The organism is Roseateles sp. P1_C1_2, from assembly GCF_056406535.1.
On sequence record NZ_JBFUAB010000015.1, the window covers coordinates 101,157 to 126,154 of the forward strand.

26 protein-coding genes are annotated in these 24,998 nt (G+C 69.1%); 15 read left to right on the forward strand and 11 right to left on the reverse strand.

What is annotated here, in order from left to right; all coding sequences use genetic code 11:
• The first annotated feature begins 10 nt into the window (after positions 1-10).
• The 4 genes from AC1D2H_RS16220 (at position 11) to AC1D2H_RS16235 (ending at position 3,098) form a co-directional block, all read left to right on the forward strand.
• The gene (locus AC1D2H_RS16220; protein ID WP_478011675.1) at positions 11-829 is read left to right on the forward strand and encodes a substrate-binding periplasmic protein; all 819 of its coding nucleotides are present in this window, start codon (positions 11-13) and stop codon (positions 827-829) included.
• Between the two features lie 21 nt (positions 830-850).
• Positions 851-1,609: a substrate-binding periplasmic protein gene (locus tag AC1D2H_RS16225; RefSeq protein WP_477931223.1), complete on the forward strand. Its 759-nt coding sequence runs from the start codon at positions 851-853 to the stop codon at positions 1,607-1,609.
• 61 nt (positions 1,610-1,670) lie between these two features.
• Complete coding sequence (locus AC1D2H_RS16230) at positions 1,671-2,459, forward strand: substrate-binding periplasmic protein (protein ID WP_478011676.1); 789 nt, start codon at positions 1,671-1,673, stop codon at positions 2,457-2,459.
• A 33-nt stretch (positions 2,460-2,492) separates the two neighbouring features.
• Positions 2,493-3,098 carry an IMPACT family protein gene (locus tag AC1D2H_RS16235; protein WP_478011677.1) on the forward strand — a complete coding sequence of 202 codons (606 nt, stop codon included), beginning with the start codon at positions 2,493-2,495 and terminating at the stop codon, positions 3,096-3,098.
• Here the strand turns inward: AC1D2H_RS16235 and queA are convergent.
• Together queA and AC1D2H_RS16245 are read right to left on the reverse strand one after the other, a co-directional pair.
• Positions 3,050-4,102: a tRNA preQ1(34) S-adenosylmethionine ribosyltransferase-isomerase QueA gene (gene queA, locus AC1D2H_RS16240; protein WP_478011678.1), complete on the reverse strand. Its 1,053-nt coding sequence runs from the start codon at positions 4,100-4,102 to the stop codon at positions 3,050-3,052. The two genes, AC1D2H_RS16235 and queA, sit on opposite strands and share 49 nt — an antisense overlap.
• Positions 4,103-4,168: 66 nt before the next feature.
• The gene (locus AC1D2H_RS16245) at positions 4,169-6,484 is read right to left on the reverse strand and encodes a YCF48-related protein (RefSeq protein ID WP_478011679.1); all 2,316 of its coding nucleotides are present in this window, start codon (positions 6,482-6,484) and stop codon (positions 4,169-4,171) included.
• A 186-nt stretch (positions 6,485-6,670) separates the two neighbouring features.
• On the opposite strand from AC1D2H_RS16245, the gene AC1D2H_RS16250 reads away from it, so the two are divergent.
• A complete protein-coding gene (locus AC1D2H_RS16250) occupies positions 6,671-7,423 on the forward strand; it encodes a substrate-binding periplasmic protein (protein ID WP_478011680.1) in 753 nt (250 codons plus the stop codon).
• Between the two features lie 23 nt (positions 7,424-7,446).
• On the forward strand, positions 7,447-9,483 hold the full coding sequence (recG, locus tag AC1D2H_RS16255; protein ID WP_478011681.1) for an ATP-dependent DNA helicase RecG: 2,037 nt from the start codon (positions 7,447-7,449) through the stop codon (positions 9,481-9,483).
• Between the two features lie 42 nt (positions 9,484-9,525).
• On the opposite strand, the gene AC1D2H_RS16260 is transcribed toward recG, so the two are convergent.
• The 8 genes from AC1D2H_RS16260 to panB form a co-directional block, all read right to left on the reverse strand.
• On the reverse strand, positions 9,526-9,723 hold the full coding sequence (locus AC1D2H_RS16260; protein WP_478011682.1) for a hypothetical protein: 198 nt from the start codon (positions 9,721-9,723) through the stop codon (positions 9,526-9,528).
• Between the two features lie 112 nt (positions 9,724-9,835).
• Positions 9,836-10,558, reverse strand: coding sequence for a LytR/AlgR family response regulator transcription factor (locus AC1D2H_RS16265; RefSeq protein ID WP_477931237.1), 723 nt, complete (start codon positions 10,556-10,558; stop codon positions 9,836-9,838).
• A 142-nt stretch (positions 10,559-10,700) separates the two neighbouring features.
• Positions 10,701-11,747 (reverse strand): sensor histidine kinase, encoded by a 1,047-nt coding sequence (locus tag AC1D2H_RS16270; protein ID WP_478011683.1) that lies wholly within the window; start codon positions 11,745-11,747, stop codon positions 10,701-10,703.
• Between the two features lie 18 nt (positions 11,748-11,765).
• On the reverse strand, positions 11,766-12,659 hold the full coding sequence (locus AC1D2H_RS16275) for an alpha/beta fold hydrolase (RefSeq protein ID WP_478011684.1): 894 nt from the start codon (positions 12,657-12,659) through the stop codon (positions 11,766-11,768).
• Between the two features lie 120 nt (positions 12,660-12,779).
• Entirely contained in the window at positions 12,780-13,472 is a 693-nt protein-coding gene (locus AC1D2H_RS16280) for a peptidylprolyl isomerase (protein WP_478011685.1), read from the reverse strand.
• 77 nt (positions 13,473-13,549) lie between these two features.
• Positions 13,550-14,191 (reverse strand): peptidylprolyl isomerase, encoded by a 642-nt coding sequence (locus tag AC1D2H_RS16285; RefSeq protein WP_477931245.1) that lies wholly within the window; start codon positions 14,189-14,191, stop codon positions 13,550-13,552.
• A gap of 1 nt (position 14,192) precedes the next feature.
• On the reverse strand, positions 14,193-15,026 hold the full coding sequence (panC, locus tag AC1D2H_RS16290; RefSeq protein WP_478011686.1) for a pantoate--beta-alanine ligase: 834 nt from the start codon (positions 15,024-15,026) through the stop codon (positions 14,193-14,195).
• Between the two features lie 2 nt (positions 15,027-15,028).
• Complete coding sequence (gene panB / locus AC1D2H_RS16295) at positions 15,029-15,835, reverse strand: 3-methyl-2-oxobutanoate hydroxymethyltransferase (RefSeq protein WP_477931249.1); 807 nt, start codon at positions 15,833-15,835, stop codon at positions 15,029-15,031.
• A gap of 61 nt (positions 15,836-15,896) precedes the next feature.
• On the opposite strand from panB, the gene AC1D2H_RS16300 reads away from it, so the two are divergent.
• The 9 genes from AC1D2H_RS16300 to AC1D2H_RS16340 all read left to right on the forward strand — a co-directional run bounded on the left by AC1D2H_RS16300 (position 15,897) and on the right by AC1D2H_RS16340 (position 24,317).
• On the forward strand, positions 15,897-16,901 hold the full coding sequence (locus AC1D2H_RS16300) for a hydrogen peroxide-inducible genes activator (protein WP_478011687.1): 1,005 nt from the start codon (positions 15,897-15,899) through the stop codon (positions 16,899-16,901).
• 77 nt (positions 16,902-16,978) lie between these two features.
• Positions 16,979-17,701: a P-loop NTPase family protein gene (locus tag AC1D2H_RS16305; protein WP_478011688.1), complete on the forward strand. Its 723-nt coding sequence runs from the start codon at positions 16,979-16,981 to the stop codon at positions 17,699-17,701.
• 181 nt (positions 17,702-17,882) lie between these two features.
• Positions 17,883-20,048 (forward strand): catalase/peroxidase HPI, encoded by a 2,166-nt coding sequence (gene katG, locus AC1D2H_RS16310; RefSeq protein WP_478011689.1) that lies wholly within the window; start codon positions 17,883-17,885, stop codon positions 20,046-20,048.
• 150 nt (positions 20,049-20,198) lie between these two features.
• Positions 20,199-20,630 (forward strand): DoxX family protein, encoded by a 432-nt coding sequence (locus tag AC1D2H_RS16315; protein ID WP_477931257.1) that lies wholly within the window; start codon positions 20,199-20,201, stop codon positions 20,628-20,630.
• 66 nt (positions 20,631-20,696) lie between these two features.
• Complete coding sequence (locus AC1D2H_RS16320; RefSeq protein WP_478011690.1) at positions 20,697-21,191, forward strand: Dps family protein; 495 nt, start codon at positions 20,697-20,699, stop codon at positions 21,189-21,191.
• A 92-nt stretch (positions 21,192-21,283) separates the two neighbouring features.
• Positions 21,284-21,889, forward strand: coding sequence for a type 1 glutamine amidotransferase family protein (locus AC1D2H_RS16325; RefSeq protein WP_478011739.1), 606 nt, complete (start codon positions 21,284-21,286; stop codon positions 21,887-21,889).
• Between the two features lie 144 nt (positions 21,890-22,033).
• Entirely contained in the window at positions 22,034-22,600 is a 567-nt protein-coding gene (locus tag AC1D2H_RS16330) for a hypothetical protein (protein WP_477931262.1), read from the forward strand.
• Entirely contained in the window at positions 22,597-23,628 is a 1,032-nt protein-coding gene (locus tag AC1D2H_RS16335) for a sensor histidine kinase (RefSeq protein WP_478011691.1), read from the forward strand. The genes AC1D2H_RS16330 and AC1D2H_RS16335 overlap by 4 nt, the downstream gene beginning before the upstream one ends.
• The gene (locus AC1D2H_RS16340; protein ID WP_478011692.1) at positions 23,625-24,317 is read left to right on the forward strand and encodes a LytR/AlgR family response regulator transcription factor; all 693 of its coding nucleotides are present in this window, start codon (positions 23,625-23,627) and stop codon (positions 24,315-24,317) included. Before AC1D2H_RS16335 ends, AC1D2H_RS16340 begins: the two co-directional genes overlap by 4 nt.
• Positions 24,318-24,359: 42 nt before the next feature.
• On the opposite strand, the gene AC1D2H_RS16345 is transcribed toward AC1D2H_RS16340, so the two are convergent.
• The gene (locus AC1D2H_RS16345; RefSeq protein ID WP_478011693.1) at positions 24,360-24,860 is read right to left on the reverse strand and encodes a hypothetical protein; all 501 of its coding nucleotides are present in this window, start codon (positions 24,858-24,860) and stop codon (positions 24,360-24,362) included.
• Positions 24,861-24,998: the final 138 nt, after the last annotated feature.

Sequence of the window (24,998 nt, forward strand, 5' to 3'; positions counted from 1 at the left end):
CTGAACTGCGATGAGGATCCCCGCCACGGTCACATCCCGGCTGCGCCGTCTGCTGCTGGCCTGCGCCATGCTGCCCACGGCAGCCCTGGCCTGCGGCCCCTACCGCGTGGCCTTCTACGAGTACGGCGTCCTCTACCACCGCGACGCGGATGGCCAGTACCGCGGCATCGACAAGGACGTCATCGAGGAGCTGGCGCGGCGCACGGGCTGCCGCTTCGAGACCCGGCTGGAGTCGCGGGCGCGCACCTGGGCCCTGCTGACCTCGGGCGGCGTGGACATCACGGTCTCCGCGGTGATGAACCCCGAGCGCGGGCGCATCGTCGAGCTGGTCCCCTATGTCCAGTCGCGCCGCGTCGTGCTGTTGCAGGACCGCAGCGTGCCGAGCACGCCGGAAGCCTTTCTGCAGGATGAGCAGCGCCGGCTGCTGAAGGTGAGGGCCGCCCGCGACGGCCCGCGGATGGAGGCCGTGCTGGCCCGGCTGCAGCAGCGCGGGCGCATCGTCGAGGCCCCCGATCAACCCACTGCCGTGCGCGCCTTCAAGGCCGGTCGCGCCGACGCCCTGCTGATCGGGGTCGCCAGCCTGGCATGGCTGCGCCAGCTGGATGCCGACCTCAATGCCTACGAAGCCGTCGTCTGGGCCCCCGCGGAGCGTGTTGTCGGTGCCCTGGCCATGTCGCGGGAGCGGGTCGGCGAGGCCGACCGGGCGCAGCTGCGCGAGGCACTGCTGGCCATGCGGCGTGATGGCAGCCTGGACACCATCCTGCGCCGCCATGCCGGCGACAAGCTGGCACTCGCCCTGCGCCTGCCCGACGGCGACAGCGGCCCCTGAGCGCACCCGAGTACACCCCAGATGCTGCGTCGTCGCCCCCTGCTGACCCTCGCTGCGGCCCTGCCGCTGCCCGCCGCCGCCGCGCGCACCCCGCTGCCGGCCTTCTGCCACGCGCTGCCGCCCTTGAGCTTCGAGCAGGACGGCCAGGTGACGGGACTGGCCGTCGACCTGCTGCGCCGCATGGCCGAAACGGCCGGTCTGGAACTGAACCTGGCCCTGCAACCCCGGTTGCGGGCCGAGAAGTCCTTTCTCGACACCCCGGGCAGTCTGCTCCTCCCTTTGGCTCGCCTGCCCGAGCGCGAGAACCGTTACCGCTGGGTCGGGCCCATCCTGCCGCGCCGCGTGGGCATCTACAGCCTGCGCCAACGCACCGACATCCACTTCCGTGGCCTGCACCAGCTGGACGGCCTGCGCGTGGGTGCCACCGCCGGCACGGCCACGCTGGAGCAATTGCTGGCCGAAGGCCTGAAGCCGGACAAGGAGCTGGAGGTGTCGCCCAGCTACGAGGCGAGCGTGCGCAAGCTGATGGCCGGACGCATGGACCTGCTGGTGATCGGCGACCTCAACATCTACTGGCAACTGCACCAGATGCGCGAAGCTGCGGACCGGATCCGCGAAGTGGCCGTGCTCGATGCCAGCGCCGACTACTGCTTCGGCCTGCGGGTGGACGGCGATCCCGCGCTGGCCGAAGCGCTGCAACGCGCCCTCGATCAACTGCGCCGCAGCGGGGCCGTGGAGAAGCTCAAGCAGGCCTACGGCCTGCCGGCCAGCGCCACCTAGCGACCACCTCCCGGGCATTGCCGGGCTGGACGCCAATCCGCCGAACCGCCACTATCGGCACATGCTGCGCACCCTGCTTGTGGGCTTGCTGCTCGCCTGGATGGGGCAGGCCGCCCAGGCCTGCGGCCCCTACACGGCCGCCCTCTACCCCTATGCCCGCTTCTACTACGAGGACCCGCAGACGGGCCCCGCCGGCATCGACAAGGACATGTTCGACGAGCTGGCGCGCCGCTCCGGCTGCCAGCTGCGCATGGTGGTGGAGTCGCGCGTGCGCATCTGGGACCAGATGCGCCGCGGCGTCGTGCAGCTGACGCTGTCCGCGCTGATAAGCCCGGAACGCCGCGAGATCGCCGAGCTGGTGCCCTACGCCCAGGGGCGCTACCAGGTGCTGATGCGGCGCGAGCTGGCGGCACGCGCGCCGACCATCGCCGCCTTCGAGGCCGATACCCGGCTGCGGCTGCTGGATGTGCGGGGCTATGCCCATGGCCCGACCATCGACGCCTGGGTGCAGCGCATGCGCAGCCAGGGCCGTCTCGTCGAGACCGGCGACTTCGCCAGCGCCACCCGCATGCTGAAGGCCGGCCGCGCCGATGCCTTGCTGGCCCTGCCCAGCGGCTGGGGCATCGCCATGGCCGCCTTCGACGATCCGGACGAACTGGTGCCGGTGGACGTGACGCCCAACGAACGCAACGCGGTCGCTCTGGCCATGGTGCGCAGCATGCCGGAGGCCGACCGCCTGCGCCTGCGTCGCGCGCTGCAGGCCATGCTGGCGGATGGCAAGGTCCACGAGATCCTGAAGCGCCATCTGGGCGACAAGGGTGCCAAGACGGCGGCCTACACGGGAGACTGAACCGGGCGCGAGACGGCGGGACAATCCCGCGCCATGCCCCTGACCCTGGCCGCGCCGGCCGAATACGAACTCGTCATCAAGAAAAGCCGCTTCCTCGGCCGCGTCGAGCCCTGCGCCGACCGCCAGGCCGCCCTGGCCCGCGTGGCCGAGTTGCGCGCGGCGCATCCCGGCGCGGCCCATGTCTGCTGGGCCCTGCTGGCCGGCGGTCACTCGGCCGCCAACGATGACGGCGAACCCGGCGGCACCGCCGGCCGGCCCATGCTGGACGTGTTGCGCCACCAGGGCCTGGACGGCGTGCTGGCGACCGCCGTGCGCTATTGGGGCGGCGTGAAGCTGGGTGCCGGCGGCCTGGTGCGCGCCTATACCGACTGCATTGCCCAGGCCCTGCTGACGGCCGACAAGGTCGAGCGTGTCGCCCTGGTCGAACTGGGCTGCGAACTGCCCTATGAGCTGGAAGGCCGGCTGCGCCGGCTGGCCGAGCAGCATGGCGCGCAGCTCGTCGATGTGGGCCATGCGGCGCGCGTTCGCATGCGCTTCAGCCTGCCGGTCACGGCGAGGGCCGCGTTCACGGCCGCCGTCGACGATGCGGCTCAGGGCCGCGTGGTGTGGGCGCGCGAAAGCAGCATCGCGTCGCCATAGCTGAAGAAGCGGTAGCGCTGCGCGATCGCATGCGCATAGACCGCCCGGATGTGCTCATAGCCCGCCAGCGCGCTGACCAGCATCATCAAGGTGCTCTTGGGCAGATGGAAGTTGGTGACGAGGCGGTCGACGACGCGGAACTCGAAGCCCGGCGTGATGAAGATGTCGGTCTCGCGGGCGCCGGCTTCGAGCTGGCCACCACGCGCGGCCGACTCCAGCGCGCGCAGCGTCGTCGTGCCGACGGCCACGACGCGGCCGCCGCGCGCGCGGCAGGCGGCCACCGCGTCCACCGTGGCCTGCGGCACCTCGAACCATTCGCTGTGCATCTTGTGCTCTTCCAGCCTGTCGACACGCACCGGCTGGAAGGTGCCGGCGCCGACATGCAGGGTCACATGGGCCTGCTCGACACCGCGCTCCGCCAGGCGGGCCAGCAGCGCTTCGTCGAAGTGCAGAGCCGCCGTCGGCGCGGCGACGGCACCGGGCTCCTTGGCGAACACGGTCTGGTAGCGGCGCACATCGTCTTCGCCGTCGGCATGGGCGATATAGGGCGGCAGCGGCACATGGCCATGCACCTCCAGCAGCGCAAACGGGTCGCCGTCGAAGCGCAGATGGAAGAGGCCGTTGTCGGGCCCGCAACGGCCCAGCACCTCGGCATCGAAGGCATCGGCAAAGCGCACACTGCTGCCCGGCTTGGGGCTCTTGCTGGCGCGCAGATGCATCCAGACTTCCTGCGTGCCGGGCAGCACGCGCTCGACCAGCGCTTCGACGGAGCCGCCGGTCGCCTTGATACCGAAGAGGCGCGCCTTGATGACGCGGGTGTTGTTGAAGACCAGCAGGTCACCCGCGCCCAGCAGGTCCGGCAGTTCGCGGAAGACGCGGTCCACCAGCGTGGCGCCGGTCGCGTCCAGCAGCCGCGAGCTGCTGCGCTCCGCGGCCGGGTGCTGGGCAATCAGCTCGGGGGGAAGGTCGAAATCGAAATCGGCGACGCTGTACGAGCGGGACATGAGGCGCTGGGCGGCATCGCCCATTCAGTCGGGCCAGGATTGTTCCACGCGGCCGGGCCGCCGCCGCTACTGGCCGCCGGTACCGGTCGCCAGCAGCGCGTAGCCGCCACTCACCCAACCCGTGCGGGAGTCCACGAAGAACACATCGGACAGGGCGGCGCGCGTGCCGGCGTCCTGGGTCTTCCACGTCTTGCCGCCATCCTGCGTCGACAGGATGGTGCCATTCCTGCCCACCGCCCACCCCTGCCGGGTGTCGAGGAAACGGATCTTCAGCAGCGATGCCGTCGTCACGGTCAGCGGCGTCCAGGTCGCTCCGCCATCGCTCGAGTTCAATACCGTGCCCGAGTCCCCCACGACCCACAGCCCCGTCTCCCCTCTCGCCACGCTGTTCAGCGCGGCGCTCGTGCCGCTGAAGCGGTTGACCCAGGTCCTGCCGCCATCCGACGTGGTCATGATGCGCCCCCCCGAGCCCACCAGGATGCCTTGCTGCTGGTTGCTGAAGTGGATGTCAGCGATGTCTTCCGCAAGCGTGGCAAGCGCGGTCCAGGTCTGACCACCGTCGGCCGAGGTCAGGAAGCGTCGCTCATTCGGATAGGCCACCTCGCGTCCCGTTGCAAAGCCGTTCCGGGCGTCCAGGAAATGGACCCGGCTGAACTCGTAGGTCAGCGTCGCTGGAGTTGCATTCCAGCGCCCACCGCTGTCCGTCGTCATGAAAAGATCGCCGAGGTCCGTCACCAACCAGCCATGCGTCGCGTCAACGAAATGCATGCGCGAAGCGGTCCAGAACCCCGCGGGCACGCCGATGCGCCGGGCCGTCCAGTCGAGGCCGCCGTTGCTGGTCTCCAGCAGCTCACCGAGCTGCGACAGGGCCAGACCTCGCTTGGCGTCAAAGAACCATGGCGATTGGAAGGCCGTGGCCTGCTGCGCGAGCGCCGATCCGCGAACCACGCTCCAGCTCGCCATGCCGTCGACACTTTGGCGAAGCTCGCCTTCCGAAAGCGCCACCCACGCGGGACCGTCCAGCCGCTGCAACCGCTGCAGCTGGAAGTCGTCGTAGAAGCTGTCGGTACGGCCCGGGGTGCTGATGGTTCGCCAGGTGGCGCCGGCATCCTCGCTGAGCTGATGCACCCGCTTGTTGCTGCTGTCGAAGTAGCCGCGATAGCGCACACCGGGCGCCATCACGCGATGCTCAAGGCCGTAGGCGCCCGCGGGCACCGCCGTTTGGGTCCAGCTGACGCCGCCGTCCGTCGTCCGGTAGAGCGCCGTGTTCACCTCCACGGCGCCCACATTGGCATCGTTGAAGGCGATGGCGGACATGGAGGCGGCATTGCCGGGCAGGGTCTCGGGCGTCAGCGTGCCCCAGGTGGCGCCGCCGTCCGTACTGCGCTGGATCGTGACCCGGTAGACCGCCCTTTCCAGCAGGGGGTCATAGGCGAGCGCGCGCGCCGCGATCCACAGCGACTGCCCCTGCATCACCAGGACAGGCCCGTACGGGAAGGACGAGAAGTTGCGCAGCACCGTCCAGGTCCTGCCCAAGTCCGCGGACTTGCGCAGCACCGAGGAGCCGAGGTCCCAGATCACGCCGTCCGCGGTGATCGTCGGCGAAACGGTGTCCAGGATGGGGCGCGTCCAGCTGTTGCCGCCATCGGCCGTTGCCGCCAGCACGTTGCTGCCGGCAAGGATCATGGCGGTCGCAGCGTTCACGACGACCAATCGGGTGGAGGCGCCCTGCGGCAGGTCGGCACTCTGCATCGTCCAGCGGGCGCCGCCATCCACCGTGCGCAGCAGAGCGCCATAGGCCCCGAGAGCCCAGCCGTTGTTGGCATCGGCAAAGCGCACGCTCGTCAACTGCGTCGATACGCCTGCGAACTGGCGTGCCCAGGTCTTGCCGCCATCGACGGTCTTGAGGATCTCGCCGCTGTCACCCACGGTCCAGCCCACCGAGCTGCTCACGAAATGCGCGTCATTCACGGCGTTGCCGCTCGGCCGTGGCGTCTGCCAGCACCAGCCTCCCTGGTTTGCGCCACTGCAACTCAGCCCGCTGGTGATCGCGCGGTTGTTGACGGCCAGCTTGGCCTTGACTTCCTTGCTCGTGCCGGCCGAATTGCTGACCTTGAGGCTGACCTCGAAGTCGCCCGGCTGGGTGTACTGGTGCTGGGGGCTGGCCTCGGTGCTGCTCGCGCCATCGCCAAAGCTCCACGCAAAGCTCAGGCCGCTGAGGCTGGCGGCCGAACTGGTGAATGCCGCAGCCGCCGACATCTCGGCGACGGCCGGTGCCGTGATCGCCAGGTTGTCCGGGATGGCCGCGGGTGGAGCAGGCGGCGGAGCGCCATAGCCACCCCCGCCGCCGCCGCCGCCGCAGGCGCTAACGAGGGCAGCCAATGCCAACGCCGCGACTGCACGAATGCCCGCCATCTGAAAAGTCTTCAACTCCGCCCTCCCGAGCACCTCTTTTGGGCAGGAGTTTGTCACGCAGAACCCGACAGGACAGCGAGCCGCGCCTTATTCCACACCGTCGGCCGCTCGGTCATACGGGCGTCAGCGTTGTCATCCTAGACTCGCGGCCCCGTGAAGCGCCGTACCTGTCTCGCCCTGCCCGCTGTCTTCGGCCTGCCCGCCGCGGCGGTCGCGGCGCCGGCCGAGCGCACGCTGGTGGGCTTCACCGAAAACCTGGCGCCGCTGAACTACCAGGACGGCGGCGAGGTGCGCGGCTTCAGCGTCGAGCTGCTGCGCAAGATGGCGGCCGCGGCCGGACTGCCGCTGGAGTTGCAGGTGCTGCCCTGGCAGCGTGCCGTGCAGATGGCCGAGGCCCAGCCGGCCAGCGTGCTGTTCTCGCTGACGCGCACACCGGAGCGCGAGGCCCAGTTCCAGTGGGTCGGGCCGATCGCGCCACGGCGCGTGCTGATCTACCGGCTGGCCAAGCGCAGCGACCTCAGCCTGCCCCAGCTCAGCGAGCTGGGCGAGCGCCGCATCGGCGTCGTGCGTGACTCGGCGGCCGACCGCCTGCTGCAGGCGGTCGGGCTGAAGCCGGGCATCGAGCTCGAGCATGGCCTCGACGACGCCACCAATGTGCGCAAGCTGCTGGCCAGCCGCATGGAGTTCGTCGTGCTGCTGGACTGGGCCGCCGCCTGGGCCATGCGCCAGCACAAGCTGGACTACGCCGCGCTGCAGCCCGTCATGGAGCTGGATGTCACGCGCGCCTATTGGTATGGGCTGCGCCCCGAGACCGACCCGGCCCTGGCGAGGCGACTGCAGGCGGCGCTGGATGCGATGAAGCGCGACGGGCGCTATGAGCAGCTGCGGCAGCGCTATTTCCGCTGAGTGCGGCCGGCACAATGCCGACCATGCCCGAGGAACGCGCCAAATCTGCACCGCAAAAAGCGATGGAGAAGCTCGGCCTCGTGCGCGACATCGACCTGGCCCTGCACCTGCCGATGCGCTACGAGGACGAGACCCGGCTCATCCCCATCGCCGCGCTACGCGAGAACGAGCCGGCCCAGGTGGAAGGCGTCGTCGTCGACTGCCAGGTGGAGTTGCGCAGCCGCCGCCAGCTGCTGGTGCGCGTGAAGGACGACTCCGGCACGCTGCTGCTGCGCTTTCTGCACTTCTACCCCTCGCAGCAGAAGCAGATGTCGGCCGCGACCCGGCTGCGCATCCGCGGCGAGGCGCGTGTCGGCTTCTTCGGCCGTGAGATGGTGCACCCCGTCGTCAAGGTCGTCGACGACGACACGCCGCTGGCTAAAGAGYTGACGCCGGTCTACCCGTCTTCGGCGCAGCTGCCCCAGGCCTATCTGCGCAAGGCCGTGGCCTCGGGCCTGGCGCGCGCCGACCTGCGCGAGCTGCTGCCGGCCGGCGTCGTGCCGCCCGACCTGCCTTCGCTGAAGGAGGCGCTCAACTACCTGCACCACCCGCCGCCCAGCGCCTCCCAGGACGCGCTGCACGAGCACCACCACCCGGCCTGGCACCGCCTCAAGTTCGAGGAGCTGCTGGCCCAGCAGCTGTCGCAGTTGCAGGCCCAGCGCGAGCGGGCCTTGCTCGTCGCGCCCGCGCTGCGCGCCAAGCCCGGTGGCCTGCACGAGAAGCTGCTGGCGGCCCTGCCCTTCCAGCTCACGGCCGCGCAGCAACGCGTGTCAGAGGAGATCGCCCAGGACCTGGCCCGGCCACAGCCCACGCACCGGCTGCTGCAGGGCGACGTCGGCTCCGGCAAGACCGTGGTCGCGGCGCTGGCCGCGGCCGTGGCCATCGATGCCGGCTGGCAATGTGCGCTGATGGCGCCCACCGAGATCCTGGCCGAGCAGCATTTCCGCAAGCTCATCGACTGGCTGGAGCCGCTGGGGCTCAAGGTCGCGTGGATCACCGGCAGCGTGAAGGGCAAGGCGCGGCAGAAGATGCTGGACGCGGCGGCCTCGGGCGAAGCCCAGCTCATCGTCGGCACGCATGCCGTCATCGAGGACAAGGTGAAGTTCGCCAGGCTCGGCCTGGCCGTCATCGACGAGCAGCATCGCTTCGGTGTCGCGCAGCGGCTGGCCCTGCGCAACAAGCTCAAGGCCATGGACCTCGAGCCGCACATGCTGATGATGAGCGCCACGCCGATCCCGCGCACGCTGGCGATGACCTATTTCGCCGACCTGGACGTGTCCACCATCGACGAGCTGCCGCCCGGCCGCAGCCCCATCGTCACCAAGGTGTTCACCGAGTCCAAGCGCCACGATGTGGTCGACAAGATCCGCATGGCGGTGGCCGACGGCGCCCAGGTCTACTGGGTCTGCCCACTGGTGGAGGAAAGCGAAGCGGTGGACCTGCGCAATGCGACCGAGACGCACGCGGAGTTGAGCGCCACGCTGGCGGGCACCAGCGTCGGCTTGCTGCACGGCCGCATGTCGCCCGGCGACAAGGCCGCCGTCATGGCGCAGTTCTCCAACGGGGCCATGAGCGTGCTGGTGGCCACGACGGTCATCGAAGTGGGCGTGGACGTGCCCAATGCCAGCCTGATGGTCATCGAGCATGCCGAGCGCTTCGGCCTGGCGCAACTGCACCAGCTGCGCGGCCGCGTCGGGCGCGGCGCGAAGGCCAGCGTCTGCGTGCTGATCTACAGCCCACCGCTGTCCGACACCGGCAAGTCCCGGCTCAAGGCCATGGCCGAGACGACCGACGGCTTCGAGATCGCAAGGCGCGACCTCGACATCCGCGGCCCGGGCGAGTTCATGGGCTCACGCCAGAGCGGCGCCGAGCTGCTGCGCTTCGCCGACCTGCAGGAGGACGCGCCGTTGCTCGTCGCCGCACGCGCGCTGGCGCCGCGACTGCTGGACGAGCATCCCGAGGCTGCGCGGCGTCAGGTGGCGCGCTGGCTTGGGACCAAGGCGGAGTTCCTGAAAGCTTGAGCACGCGATGTCTCGCATCGCCTGCGCGGCCTGCAAGGCTGATTATTTGCAGGTGAAGCTCTTCGCATTCACCTCCTTCACATTGCCTACGCCGCAGGTGGCCAGGGCCTGTTCGCTCATCTTGCTGACGGCCTGCGTGTCGGCCGGCGTGTGGATGGGCGGTGCGAAGACGCAGGCGCCGAGCAGGCTGGAGGCGGCCAGGACGGTCAGCGGGGCAAGGACGGTGGCGAAGCGCTTCATTCGAGTTGTCGGGGACAGGTGTTGAGGAGGACGCATCCTCCCCAACCGAGGCCAGCCGGTCACGCAGCGAGCGACGGACTGCAGATCGCCCAGGACAGGCTGCACGCCGATCTCACAACTCCAGCTTCTCGCGCAGCAGCTTGGCCTGTCGCCTCGACACCTCGACCTGGTGGCCGTCGCGCAGCAGCACGCGGTAGCCGTCGTTGCTCCACGGCTGGATGTCCTGGATCCAGCGCAGGTTGATCAGGTGGCTGCGGCTGGCGCGGAAGAAGAGCTGCGGGTCCAGCCTTTCCTCCAGGCTGGTGAGGGTGCGGGCCAGCAGCGGGCGCTGGCCGTCGAACCAGGCCTGGGCGTAGTTGCCGCAGGCCTCGAAGCCGGCCACGTCGCCCAGGCGCACGAACCAGCAGCGCTCGCCGTCGCGCAGGAAAACCATGTCGTCGGCGCCCTTGAAGGCGCCGGCCGCCAGCGCAGCAACCGGTGCGGGCCGCAGGCGCTCGCGGGCCTTGGCCAGCGCGGCCTCCAGCCGCCCGGCGTCGATGGGCTTGAGCAGATAGTCCAGCGCGTTGCGCTCGAAGGCCGCGAGGGCGTGCTGGTCGTAGGCGGTCGTGAAGACGACGAGGGGCAGATGCTCGAGCTGGTCCAGCAGGTCGAAACCGGTGGCGCCGGGCAGCTCGACATCCAGCAGCAGCAGCTCGGGTTGCAGGGTCTCGATGGCCTCGCGGGCCGGCGCCAGCTCGGCCGCCTCGCCGATGATGTCGGCATCGGGAATGGCGGCGAGCAGCGTGCGCAGCTCCTGGCGCGCCAGGCGCGAGTCCTCGACGATGTAGATCTTCACTGGTGCACCCTTCGCGCTACGCGCTTGCCTGGCCGAGCCGGCCAGGCGTTCACCAGGCTGGAGATGCCCACTGGGCATCTCCAGTCCGGGTTCACTCCCGCCAAGCGGGAGCGAGCTTGCTTGGGACGGCCCGGCGCAGCGCTCATGCGGCCAGCCCCACAGTCACATTGACGCGCCCGTCGGACGCGGCGATGCGGCAGTCCGCCCCGGCGCCGCCGGCTCGCGCCAGACGCTCGCGCAGATGCACCAGGCCCAGTCCGGTGCTGGTGGGCGCCGTGGGCTGCGGCTGCCACTGGCCCGGGTTGTCGACGGCGATCTGCAGCCTCTCGCCGTCGCGCGCGATGCGGATGTCGACGACACCACCGCCCGGCGTGCGCGCAATGCCGTGCTTGATGGCGTTCTCCACCAGCAGCTGCAGCAGCATGGGCGGCACGCTGGCGCCGGCCGTGGCGGGATCGACCTGCCAGTCCACGCGCAGCCTCTCCTCGTGATGCAGCTGCTCCAGCGCCACGTAGTCGCGCACGACGGCCAGCTCATCGGCCAGCGGCACGCGCTCCTTGGCGCTGTGCTGCAGCGTGTGGCGCAGCGTGTTGGACAGGCGGCTCAGCATCTCGCGGGCGCGGGCGGGGTCCTCGTTGATGAGGGCGCGCAGATTGTTCAGCGCGTTGAACAGGAAATGCGGGTTGATCTGGGCGCGCAGCACCTGCAGCTCCAGCTCGCGCGCGGCGGTCTCGGCCTTCCATTTGGCGATCTCGCCGGAGCGCCAACGCTCGATCATGTGCAGGCCCACCCAGACGGCCATCCACAGCCACAGCAGGATGCTGGTGTTGAAGGTGTAGACCAACAGCACCAGCCAGTTCCTCGGCATGCCGGGCGGGAACTCCAGCAGGCCCAGTGCCACACCGGCCTTGTTGACGAAAAAGATCAGAATCTGCAGGGCGACGGCGAACAGCGGCGGCACCAGCAGCAGGCGCAGCAGCAGGCCCTGCGGGGTTTGATCCAGCCAGGCCCGGCGCAGTGCCAGAGCGCGCAGCGCCTCGCTGACCACCCACAGCCCCGCAGCGACCGACACCATGACGAAGACCATGGAGCCGCTCAACGGCCCGAAGTTGGCAATCATCACGAGCGAGATGCCGACGTAGCCGCTCCACAGCAGCCCCTGGACGACTGCCCGCCTGCGTGTGTTCATGCGCTGCGCTTCCCTGGTTTATCTGGCGGCGGCCAGGAAGCCCTTGACCTCGCCGACCAGCCAGTCGGCATCGTCCCACATGAGGAAGTGATAGCCGCGCTGGCTCATGGACACCTTGACGCCGTTCAGGCCGGCGTACTGGGTCTCGAAGATCTTCTTCGTGCTGTCCAGCGTCGAGCCCATCGGCTCGTAGGCCGCCCAGGCGCCGAGCACCAGGGTGGGCGCGGTGATGCGGGGCAACAGCGGGCGCAGGTCCTCGCCCCAGAGTTCGGACATGGCCTGAGCCGACGTCGCGCGGTCGGTCGCCATGCTCCAGGCGAAGACGCGCTCGTTGTTGGCCGGCGTGCGGCTCATGCCCATGGAACCCTGGCGGGCACCGGCCTCCCACTGCGCCGGCGTGGAGTTCAGCATGCCCTGGCGCATGGCCACTGCGGCGCCCTTCGCGGCCTCGGGCGTCATGCCGCGCAGGCCGGCCAGGAAGGGCAGGGAGTCGACGATGACGAGGCGTTCGATGCGGCCGGGCTTCTCGGCCGCCATCTGCAGGGCCAGCACGCCGCCCAGGCTGTGGCCCATCACGACGGGCTTGTCGAGCTTGCGGTCGTCCAGATAGCCCAGCAGGCGGTCGCGCATGCCGTTCAGGAAGCTGTCGGTCGCCACGGCCGGCGCGCCGGCAAAGCCAGGCAGCTGCACGATGTGGCATTGCACGCCGGGCTGCAGCGCGGCGCAGGTCTCCGTCCAGGTGCTGGCGGCGCTGTTCAGGCCCGGGATCATCAGCACCGGCCGGCCCTGGCCGACGACGTCGACACGCAGGTCGCGAAACTCGGCCGTCGCGGCCTGGCTGTTGCTCACCCACAGGGCAGTGGCAATGCCCACGGCAGCACCGAACAGGCCGATCCAGGAACGCTTGGACATGCAGGTCTCCATCGAGGTTGTGATGGACGCATGTTGCCGGCGGTCCCGGGCGTCACCCGGCACCGGATGACGAACGGCAAGCCCGGCGGACGAGTGGCGAGCCGCCCGGACGGGCGGGGCTTACTTCAAGCGTTGTGCCCAGTAGACGAGCACCTCGGTGCGCGGTTCGATGTCGGTCGGGCTGTAGGTGTAGGTCGGCACGACATTGATCGCGTCCAGCGTGTTCAAGCCCGAGATGATGCGGCCGAAGACGGCATAGCCTGGGTTGGCGGCGCTCTGGTAGTCCAGGCTGGTGTTGTCCTTCACATTGAAGAAGAACTGGCTGGTGGCCGAGTCGGCATCGCTGCGGCGGGCCATCGCGATGGTGCCGCGCAGATTGGACAGATCGTTGTTGCTCTCCAGCTTGATCGGCGCGAACAGCGGCGTCTTGGTCACCATGCCACTGGTGTAGCCCCCGCCCTGGACGACGAAATCGCGGTCGACGCGGTGGATCAGCGTGTTCGTGTAGAAGCCCGCCGACACGTATTTGTAGAAGTTGGCGACCGTCTGCGGCGAGTAGGTGTCGTAGAGCTCGACGACGATCTCGCCGCTGCTGGTCAGCATGCAGACCGTGCCCCATTTGCTCGCGGCGGACGCCGCCAGGCCGGCGGGGCTGCAGGACAGGGTCGGCGGGTTGGGGACCGGATTGGGGCGCGGGTATTGCGTGCCGCCGCCACCCCCACCTCCACCGCCCCCGCCCACATCGATTTCCACACCTCCACCGCAGGCGGACAGGGTGGCGACGAGCAACAGGGCGGCGAGACGTTTGAACATGGCAGGACACCCGTTGGCGTGATGGGGCCTGCCTAACGAAAAGGTCCGCTGTCAGGACGACAGGCGGACGCAGCTTGTTACAGAGGAATCACCTTGGCGTCGGTGATGGTGACGTCGACCAGCGGCACGTCCGCGGCATTGGTGTTGACCGCGCGGATCTTGTCCACGATGTCCATGCCCGCCGTCACCTGACCGAACACGGCATAGCCCGGATTGGCCGGATTGGCGTAGTTCAGGCTCGTGTTGTCCACGGTGTTGATATAGAACTGGCTGGTGGCGCTGTCGGGCACCGCGGTGCGGGCCATGGCCAGCGTGCCGCGCAGGTTGGACAGGCCATTGCGGCTTTCCAGCGCGATGGACGCGTAGGTGGGCGTCTTCTCCACCAGGCCGGCCGCGGTGCGGGTGACACCGCCGCCCTGGATGACGAAGTCCTTGATGACGCGGTGGAAGACGGTGCTCTTGTAGAAGCCGTCGTTCACATACTTCAGGAAGTTGTCCACCGAGACGGGCGCGTGGTTGCGGTCCAGGCCCAGCTCGATGTCGCCCATGGAGGTCGTGATCTTGACCTTGTGCGTGACGGTCAGCGTGACCGGCGTGGGCGGCGGGGTGATGGGGTCACCGCTGCTGCCACCGCCGCCGCCGCAGGCGGTCAGGGTCAGTGCGAAGGAAGTGGCAGCCAGGGCCAGCAGAGGACGCCGGCGCAGTCGAATCTGTGTCATTTCAAATTTCAAGGTTGTCGATCAAACGGGTGCTGCCTAGTTTCGCAGCTCCTAACGCGACCAGCGGCTGACCATCCACCGCTGGCCCTAAGTCGTGCTGCCTGCGCAGCGTCAGATAGTCCGGCGACCAGCCGGCATCGCGCAGTGCCTGCATGGCGTCCGCTTCCAGGGCCGCCACGTCGCGCTCGCCGGCCTGCCAGCGGGTAATGAGGCCTTTCAGCGTGCGCGACAGGCGCAGCGCCTCGACCTTCTCGGCCTCGCTGAGGTAGCCATTGCGCGAGGACAGTGCGAGACCTTCAGCGCTGCGGCGCGTCTCGCCGCCGTGGATGGCGATGGGCAGCGCCATCTGCGCCGTCATGCGGCGCAGCACCATCAGCTGCTGGTAGTCCTTCTTGCCGAACACCGCCAGCGTCGGCTGCACGATGTTGAAGAGCTTGTGCACGACGGTGCAGACGCCGGTGAAGAAGCCGGGACGGAAATGGCCTTCGAGGATGTCGGCCAGTTCGGTCGGCGGCATCACCTTGTAGCCCTGGGGCTCGGGGTAGAGCTCCTTCTCGCTCGGCGCGAAGACGATGTCGCAGCCGGCGCCTTCGAGCAGCGCGCAGTCGCGTTCCAGCGTGCGCGGGTAGGTGTCGAAGTCCTCGTGCGGCGCGAACTGCAGGCGGTTCACGAAGATGCTCGCGACGACCGCGCCCGCCGGACCCACAAGCTCGCGGGCCTGCTTCACCAGGGCCAGGTGACCCTCATGCAGATTGCCCATGGTCGGCACGAAGCCGCGTTGCCGGTGGAGGGCGAGGGCGTCGCGCAGTTCGGCGATGGTGTGGATCACCTGCATGGTCAGAACCCGTGGATCTCGTTCACCGGGAAAGTCTTGGCCTTCACCTCGTCGACATAGCCCTTCACGGCGGCCAGCACCGAGGCCTGGCCTTCCATGAAGTTCTTGACGAAGCGCGGCTTGCGGCCGGGCGTGATGTTGAGCATGTCGTGCAGCACCAGCACCTGGCCCGAGGTGCCGACACCGGCGCCGATGCCGATGACGGGCACGGGCGACTCGGCCGTGATCTCGGCGGCCAGCGCGGCCGGCACCATCTCGTAAAGCAGCATGGCGGCACCGGCTTCCACCAGCTCACGCGACTCGCGCTTCATGCGCGCCGCCCCGGCCTCGTCGCGGCCCTGCACCTTGAAGCCGCCCAGCGCATTCACCGTCTGCGGCGTGAAGCCCAGGTGGGCGCAGACCGGGATGCCGCGCTCGCTGATGAAGCGCACCGTCTCGGCCGTCCAGCCACCGCCTTCGAGCTTGACCATATGGGCGCCGGCCTTCACCAGCGCGGCGGCGCTCTTCCAGGCCTCTTCCTTGCTGACGTGATAGCTGTCGAAGGGCAGGTCGGCAATGATCCAGGCCCACTTGTGGCCGCGCGACACGCAGAAGGTGTGATAGACCATGTCCTCCAGGCTCACCGGGGCCGTCGAGCCGCGGCCCTGCAGCACATTGCCCAGGGAATCGCCGATCAACAGGATGTCGACACCGGCCTCGTCCAGCAGGCTGGCGAAGGCCGCGTCATAGCAGGTCAGCATCGCGATCTTCTCGCCGCTGGCGTGCATCTGCGCCAGGCGCGGCAGGGTGATTGGCTTGCGGTCGGTCATAACTTCTCCGTAGAAACCCCGATGGGGCTGCCGAGGCGGCCGCAGTGTAGCGTTCGGCCCTATGACCCTCACAGAGTTGCGCTACATCGTCGCCGTCGCGCGCGAACGCCATTTCGGCCGCGCGGCCGAAGCCTGCTTCGTGTCGCAGCCGACGCTGTCCGTCGCCATCAAGAAGCTCGAGGAAGAACTGGACCTGAAGATCTTCGAGCGTGGCGGCAGCGAGGTGTCGGTGACGCTGCTGGGCGAGGAGATCGTGCGCCAGGCCCAGTCGGTGCTGGACCAGGCCGGCGCCATCAAGGAGATCGCCAAGCGCGGCAAGGACCCGCTGGCCGGCGCGCTGCGCCTGGGCATCATCTACACCATCGGCCCCTATCTGCTGCCCGAGCTCGTCAAGCACACCATCGAGCTCTATCCGCAGATGCCGCTGATGCTGCAGGAGAACTTCACGGTGAAGCTCTTGGAGATGCTGCGCACCGGCGAGCTGGACTGCGCCATCATGGCCGAGCCCTTCCCCGAGGCGGGCCTGGCCACGGCCCAGCTCTATGACGAGCCCTTCGTCGTCGCGCTGCCGGCCACGCATGCGCTGGCCACCCGCGAGACCATCTCGGCCGAAGAGCTCAAGCGCGAGACCATGCTGCTGCTGGGCACCGGCCACTGCTTTCGCGACCATGTGCTGGAGGTCTGCCCCGAGTTCGCGCGCTTCTCCAGCGACGCCGAGGGCATACGCCGCAGCTTCGAGGGCTCGTCGCTGGAGACCATCAAGCACATGGTCGCCTCGGGCATGGGCGTGACCGTGGTGCCGGCGCTGTCGGTGCCCAAGGACGCCGGGCCCTTCGCCGGGCCGCCCCAACACGGGCCGCGCGCCCTCGGGGGGCAGCCCAGCTATTCGCTGGGCGTGGGGGCAGGAAATTCACACCTGCGCTTCGTGCCCTTCAGCGAGCCCATCCCGACACGCCGCGTCGTGCTCGCCTGGCGGCGCAGCTTCACGCGCTACGAGGCCATCGCGGCGCTGCGTAACGCGATCTACGCCTGCAAGCTGGACAGCGTCACCCGGCTGTCGCAGTGACGGCCTGAAACAGCCATGTTGCGCCGCACAATGTTCTACTGCGCATCACCTCCACACCCGCCGCGCGCGCCCTCGCCATGAGCACCCTTCCCGTTGACACCACGGCCGGCGCCATCCATTTCGTTGGCGGTGAAAAAGGCGGCGTGGGCAAGTCGCTGCTGTCGCGGCTGCTGGCGCAGTACATGATCGACCGCGGCATCCCCTTCACCGGCTTCGACACCGACCGCTCCCACGGCGCGCTGCTGCGCTTTTATGCCGACTACGCCTCGCCCGCGCTGGTGGACAACTTCGCGGCGCTGGACGCCATCGTCGAGAGCGCCCTGGCCGAGCCAGGCCGGCGCGTGCTGGTGGACCTGGCCGCGCAGACCCACGAACCGCTGGCGCGCTGGATGGACGAGTCCGGCGTGCTGGAGCTGGCGGCCGAGTCCGGTGTGGCGGTGCAGTACTGGCATGTGATGGACGCCGGGCGCGACTCGGTGGACCTGCTGGCCCGCCTGCTGGACCGCTTCGGCGACCGACTGCGCTATGTGCTGGTGCTGAACCAGCTGCGTGGCGACGACTTCTCGCAGCTGGAGCGCTCCGGCCAACTCGCCCGCGCGCAATCGCTCGGCGCCCGCACCATGCCGCTCAAGCATCTGCAGGACGCCGTGCTGCGCAAGATCGACGCCGCGGACGCGAGCTTCTGGTCGGCCCGCACCGCATCCAGCGGCGAGGGCGCCAAGCTCGGCCTGCTGGAGCGCCAGCGCCTGCGCGTGTGGCTGGCGCTGGTGGAGAGCGAGCTGGCGCGGCTGGGCGTCTAGAGCACGGTGGGCCAGCGTCACACCTTGGTGGTGGCGCGACGTCGCCGGTCTGTGCACCATCGGGTGCCGCCCACGCGGCGCTTGATGATGATTTTGGCTATTGGTAGGTTAGTTCTATTCAAAGCCAACGCCCAATAGTCATCATTAAGCTTCGGTCTCCCCCCAGACACCAGGAGCAGACATGAGCGACCCGACCACCAAGAGCGAAGGCAAGTGCCCCTTCCACCACGCCGCCGGCGGCGGCACCAGCAACCGGGACTGGTGGCCCAACCAGCTGCGCGTCGACCTGCTGAATCAGCACTCCAGCAAGTCCGACCCGCTCGGCGACGGGTTCAACTACGCCGAGGCCTTCGCCCAGCTCGACTACAAGGCGCTCAAGGCCGACCTCGTCAAGCTGATGACCGACAGCCAGGACTGGTGGCCGGCCGACTTCGGCCACTACGGCCCGCAGATGGTGCGCATGGCCTGGCACGCGGCCGGCACCTACCGCACCACCGACGGCCGCGGCGGCGGCGGGCGCGGCCAGCAGCGCTTCGCGCCGCTGAACTCCTGGCCCGACAACGTCAACATCGACAAGAGCCGCCGCCTGCTGTGGCCCATCAAGCAGAAGTACGGCCAGGCCATCTCCTGGGCCGATCTCTTCATCCTGGCCGGCAATGTGGCGCTGGAGTCGATGGGCTTTCGCACCTTCGGCTTCGCCGGCGGCCGCGAGGACGTCTGGGAACCCGACATGGACGTGGCCTGGGGCGCCGAGACCAAGTGGCTGGCCGATGACAAGCGCTTCGAGGGCGATCGCAACCTCGTCGCCAGCGTCGGCGCCACCCACATGGGCCTGATCTATGTGAACCCCGAAGGCCCCAACGCCAGCGGCGATTACCTGGCTGCCGCCAAGGACATCCGCGCCACCTTCGGCCGCATGGCCATGGACGACGAGGAGACCGTCGCGCTGATCGCCGGCGGCCACACCTTCGGCAAGGCCCATGGCGCCGCGCCCGAGCACCACAAGACCGCCGAGCCCGAGGGCGCCAGCATCGAGTCCCAGGGCCTGGGCTGGACCAGCGGCTTCGGTGGCGGCCACGGCAAGGACACCATCTCCAGCGGCCTGGAAGTCACCTGGACCCAGACCCCCGCGCAGTGGAGCAACCACTTCTTCGACAACCTGTTCAAGTTCGAATGGGAGGCCACCACCTCGCCCGCCGGCGCCAAGCAATGGGTGGCCAGGAACGCGCCCGAGGACATCCCCGACGCTCACATCCCGGGCAAGTTCCACAAGCCCACCATGCTGACGACCGACCTGACGCTGCGCTTCGACCCTGAGTTCGGCAAAATCTCGCAGCGCTTCCGTGACGACCCGCAAGCCTTTGCCAACGCCTTCGCCCGCGCCTGGTTCAAGCTGACCCACCGCGACATGGGCCCCAAGGCGCGCTACCTCGGCCCCGAGGTGCCCCAGGAAGACCTGATCTGGCAGGACCCGCTGCCGGCCGCCAGCCACCACCCCACCCCCGGCGACATCGCCGACCTGAAGGCCAGAATCGCCGCCTCGGGCCTGGCCGTTGCTGAGCTGGTCTCCGTCGCCTGGGCCTCGGCCTCGACCTTCCGCGGCGGCGACAAGCGCGGCGGTGCCAACGGCGCCCGCCTGGCCCTCGCGCCGCAGAAGGACTGGGCCGTCAACGCCGCCGCCGTGAAGGCCCTGCCCAAGCTCACCGAGATCCAGAAGGCCTCAGGCAAGGCGTCCCTCGCCGACGTCATCGTGCTGGCCGGCGTCGTCGGTATCGAGCAGGCCGCCAAGGCTGCCGGTGTGTCGGTCGAAGTGCCCTTCGCGCCGGGTCGCGTCGACGCCACGCAGGCCCAGACCGACGTCGAGTCCTTCGCCGTGCTCGAACCCCTGGCCGACGGCTTCCGCAACTACAGCAAGGGCAATCTGGGCGCCTCCACCGAGGCCCTGCTGATCGACCGCGCCCAGTTGCTGACGCTGACCGCGCCCGAGCTGACCGCGCTGGTCGGTGGCCTGCGCGTGCTGGGCAGCAATGCCGATGGCGGCAGGCATGGCGTGCTGACCGACAAGCCCGGCACGCTGAGCAACGACTTCTTCGTCAATCTGCTCGACATGGGCACGGTCTGGAAGCCAACGGACGCCAGCGCCGAGCTCTTCGAAGGCCGCGACCGCAAGAGCGGCGCCGTCAAGTACACCGGCACGCGCGCCGACCTGATCTTCGGCAGCAACTCCGTGCTGCGCGCCTATGCCGAGGTCTACGCCAGCGCCGACGGCAAGCAGAAGTTCGTCAAGGACTTCGTCGCCGCCTGGACCAAGGTCATGAACCTCGACCGCTTCGACCTGCACGCCTGAAAAAGGACAGACCAGGGCCCATTGAGCGACGGCAGACCCTGAATCAGAAGAATTCAGAGCCAATTCAGGACGATCAGCGGAGCAATCCGCAGGATGGCGAGCCGTCCGGCAAGCGCCGGCCCCTCGCCATCCTGACCTGAAGAGGCTTCCATGTCCGCTCTCCGCTCCCGCTTCCCCCTTGAACCGATGACGCTGCTGCGCCTGACGGTGGCGCTCTTCGTCGCCATCCACGGCTGGGTGCGCTTCGTCCACGGTGATGCCCTGGGCTTCGGCGTCTACGTCGAGCGCCATGGCGTGCCGCTGGGCACCTGGCTGGGCCCGGCCGTCACCGGCTACGAGATGCTGGCCTCGCTGGTGCTGGCCAGTGGCCGCTTCGTCTTCCCGCTCAGCCTGGGCTTCGCGGCCATCTACCTCGTCGGCATCCCGGTCCACCATCTGCCGAACGGCTGGTTCTCGTCGGGCAGCGAGGTCGACGGCTGCGAGTACCCGGTGTTGATGATCGTCTGCTACCTCTGCCTGGCCTGGCACCACGCGCCGACGCTGCTGCGCGCCCGCTGGCCCCGGCTGTTCGCCGCCGCCTGACGGGCGCGGCCGCACGGGGGCAAGCCGAATCCGTTAGGCTCACCCCGTTATGTTTTTGGAGCCCTCATGGCCAAGAAATCCGCCGCCCCGTCCATCAGCATCGGCATCAGCGAGAAGGACCGCGCCGCGGTCGCCGCCGGCCTGTCCAAACTGCTGGCCGAGACCTACACGCTCTACCTGACGACGCACAACTTCCACTGGAACGTCACGGGGCCGATGTTCAACAGCCTGCATGCGATGTTCATGGCCCAGTACACCGAGCTGTGGAACGCCGTCGACCCCATCGCCGAGCGCATCCGCTCGCTCGGCCACCCGGCGCCGGGCAGCTATGCCCAGTTCACCAAGCTCAGCGGCCTGCCCGACGCACCCGCCGTGCCGCCCAAGGCCATGAAGATGGTCGAGGTGCTGATGCAGGGCCATGAGGCCGTCGCCCGCACGGCGCGCGCCATCTTTCCGCTGGTCGACAAGGCCGGCGACGAACCCACGGCCGACCTGCTGACGCAGCGGCTGACCGTGCATGAACAAACCGCGTGGATGCTCCGGAGCAATCTTGCGGAGTGATCATCCGCCTGCGAAGCGGGCCGGCGCGTAGCGCCAGCGGCTTGGCGGCGTAGCCAACAGACAGCATGGATGCTTCTAAATCTTCTGGCGGCGTGAAGGTTGCGGTCGTCACCTTCGACGGCTTCAACGAACTCGACAGCTTCATCGCGCTGGGGCTGATCAACCGGCTCAGCCATCTCGGCTGGTCGGCCGAGATCACCAGCCCGGCCGAGCAGGTGCGCTCGATGAACGGGGTCGCCATCACGGCGCAGCGGCCGCTGGAGTTCGCCAACGAAGCCGACGTCGTGCTGTTCGGCAGCGGCATCCACACCCGCGCCATCGCCGCCGACGGCGCGCTGCTGGACCGCCTGCGCCTGGACCCGGTGCGCCAGCTCATCGGCGGCCAATGCTCTGGCACGCTGCTGATGGCCCGCCTCGGGCTGCTGGCCGACATGCCCGCCTGCACCGACTCCACGACCAAGCCCTGGGTCGTCGAGGCCGGCGTGCGCGTCGTCGAGGAGCCCTTCCAGGCCCGCGGCCCCATCGCCACGGCCGGCGGCTGCCTGGCCTCGCAATACCTGGCCACCTGGGTCATGGCCTCGCGCGCCGGGCTGGACGCCGCGCGCGGTGCCCTGCATTACGCGGCGCCGGTGGGCGAGAAGGAGACCTATGTGGAGCGGCTGATCGGCGTCGTCAAGCCTTTCCTGCCGGCGGCATGACCCGACCCCCACGCCTGCGCTGATGTCGCCTTTTCGACCCCTGCTGCACGGCCAGTGACCGTTCGCCCCGTTGCGCCGCGGGCCGCGACTCGCCCACCTAGTCTGCGTGCGGACCGATTCGTGTCCGTCACGGGAGATTGATTGATGAAAGCCTCTGCCATCGTCGCCGCCATCGGGGTCGGCGTGCTTGCCACGGCCCTGGCCAAGCCGACCGGCCTGCCTTCAGGCTGGATGCAGTCCGGTGATGCCCAGACCTGCGAGGGCCGGGTCCTGCCGGTCGACAGCGCGCCCAGCCCCAAGGCCTACAGCATCGATTGCAAACCKGGCACCGTGGGCTTTTCGACGCTGATGCAGCAGCTCGCCGGCACCGACTACGCCGGCAAGCGCGTGCGCCTGAGCGCCCAACTGCGCGGCGCCCAACTGGCCGAATGGGGCGGTTTGTGGATGCGCGCCGACAGCGGCCAAAAAGCCACCGCCTTCGACAATATGTGGGACCGCCAGCTGCAGGGCAGCTTCGGCTGGCAGCCCGCCGAGGTGGTGCTGGACATCCCGGCCGATGCCACCGCGCTCAGCTTTGGCTTCCTGCTCACCGGCGCGGGCCAGCTGCAGGCGACCGACTTCAAGCTCGAGGTCGTGTCGAACGCGGTACCGACCACGGGCAAGGGCGCGCTCGCGTTGCCCCGCCAGCCCAACCACCTGACGCCGCCTTGAACCGCGCCGGGTTGACCGAGCCGACGCTGGGCCACGAACTGGCCCAGGCGCTGCGCGAGGAGAGGGTGGGCTGGCATCGCCCCGGTGTGCTGAACGCCATGTTGATGCTGGCGGTGCTGGCCATCACCTGCCTGCGCGCGCCGCAGGCCTGGCCGCTGATCCTGGGCCTGCTGCTGGGCCACGCCGCGACCGACGGGCTCTGCGGCTTGCTGGCCCGTCGGCCCCGCACCGCCCTTGAGCTGCTGTTCGGGGCACTGCTCGTCGGCGCCGCGCTGGGCTGGGGGGTGGAGCAGTTGCTGACGCCCGAGCCCATGGCTACGGGGGACCGCATGACCCGCGCCTGGCTGCACATCACCTTCGGCGCGGTATTGCTCAGCCTGCCGCTGCTGCAAGGCCTGCGCCGGCTGCGCGCCGTGCGCCGCGTGGAGCAGGAGCGCGCCCGGCTGCGGGCCGAGCTGCAGATGCTGCAGGCGCAGATCGAGCCGCACTTCCTGTTCAACACGCTGGCCACGCTGCGCAGCTTCGTGCGCCAGGGCTCGGCGCGCGCGCTGCCGCTGCTGGACGCCGTCAGCGGTCTGCTGGAGACCACGCTGGAAAGGGTGCGGCAGAACGAAGGCTCGACGCTGGGGCAGGAGTGCCAGATCGTCGAGCATTACCTGGCCATCATGGCGCTGCGGCTGGGCGAGCGGCTCAGCTACCGCGTCGATGTGGACGTCGCGCTGCTGGACCTGCCGTTGCCGCCGCTGATGCTGCAGCCGCTGGTGGAGAACGCCATCCAGCACGGCATCGAGCCCAGCGAGGGCGGCGGGCTCATCGAGCTGCAGGCCGAGCGCCGCGAGGGCCGGCTGCTGCTGCGCGTCGTCAACGGCGGCTGTCCGCTCACCGGCGCAGCGCCTGCTGGCCACGGCCTGGCGCTGGCCAATCTGCGCCAACGCCTGCAAGCCTTGCACGGCGACCTCGCCAGCCTCAGCCTCACGACCAACGTCCAAGGCCTGACCGAAGCCACGCTCACCTTGCCCACGCCATGACGACTGCACTGATCGCCGACGACGAACCCCAGCTGCTCGAAGAGCTGCAGCAACTGCTCGCCCAGGCCTGGCCCGAGCTGGAGATCGTGGCCCTGGCCCGTAACGGCACCGAGGCGCGTCGGCTGCTGGATGAACTGAGGCCGGACATCGCCTTCCTCGACATCCGCATGCCCGGCATCGACGGCCTGGGCCTGGCGCAGCTGGCACCGGCCGGCACGCGTCTCGTCTTCGTCACGGCGCATGCCGAGCACGCCCTGGCCGCCTTCGAGCGCGCGGCGGTGGACTATCTGCACAAGCCCGTCACGCCCGCGCGGCTGGCGGCCACCGTGCAGCGGCTGCAGGCGGCCCAGCCCCAGCGGTCGGACCTGCGCTTCCTGCAGGCCTGGACCGGCAACACCATGAAGCTGCTGGACGTCGATCAGCTCGCCGCGCTGCGCTCGGAGCTGCGCCACACACGGGCATTGAGCCAGGGCGGCGAACAGCTGCTGCTGCGCACCTCGCTGGGCGAGCTGCAGCAGTCGCTGGACCCGCAGTTGTTCTGGCAGATCCACCGCGGCTCGGTCGTCAACGCGCGCGCCATCGAGCGCATCGAACGGCGCGACGACGGCGAGCTGTGGGTGCACCTGCGTGGGCTGGCCCAGGCCCTGCCGGTCAGCCGCGCCCACCGCGGAAAGTTCAAGGGGATGTAGAGACCCCTCTCCCGCGTATCGCCGGCCGGATCAGGCATCTGGTCACGATGTATCTCTGATCAGATGAAGGACACGGATCAAGCCCCAGGACAGCGAAAACGCTGAGATGGCGAACATCGTCACCCGCGCCATGCCCCGACGGAACGCCGGCTCCTTCCAAGCCATTCGCAGTCCACGCAGGGCATCCAGGCTGGGGAAGCGGTCCTGGAAGTGCGCCTTGCGAAGAGCTGCATTGCGCACTCGCTGCGCCAGCACGAACAGTTCGTAGCTCAGAACCGGCACCAGCACCACGGCCGTGACGAGCCACCACCAAGAGCTCAAGAAATTTTTGCTGGCGAACGCCATCAGGAAGGACCATGCCGCAATCGCTGCGACAAAGAGGAGTGGGTACGCCAACAACCAGCGCAGATGCTCTCGGATGCCCGGTTCCTGCTCGATGCGATGCGATTGAGTTGACTGAAACTCCAGCCAGACGCCACACGAGGGGCATCGAAACCGCTGGCCATAGGTGGCAGCGACGATGCGCCGCCGCAGCGTGATCACCTCATCTCGACAGGCTGGGCATGCTTGCATGTGAAGACCTGGGCCGACCGGAACGCGATTCGCGTGCCTGAGCCCTCCCACCGGCAGGCGCGCGGACTTGTGGCTACAGGCACGCAACGATAATCGCGGGTTAGCCCG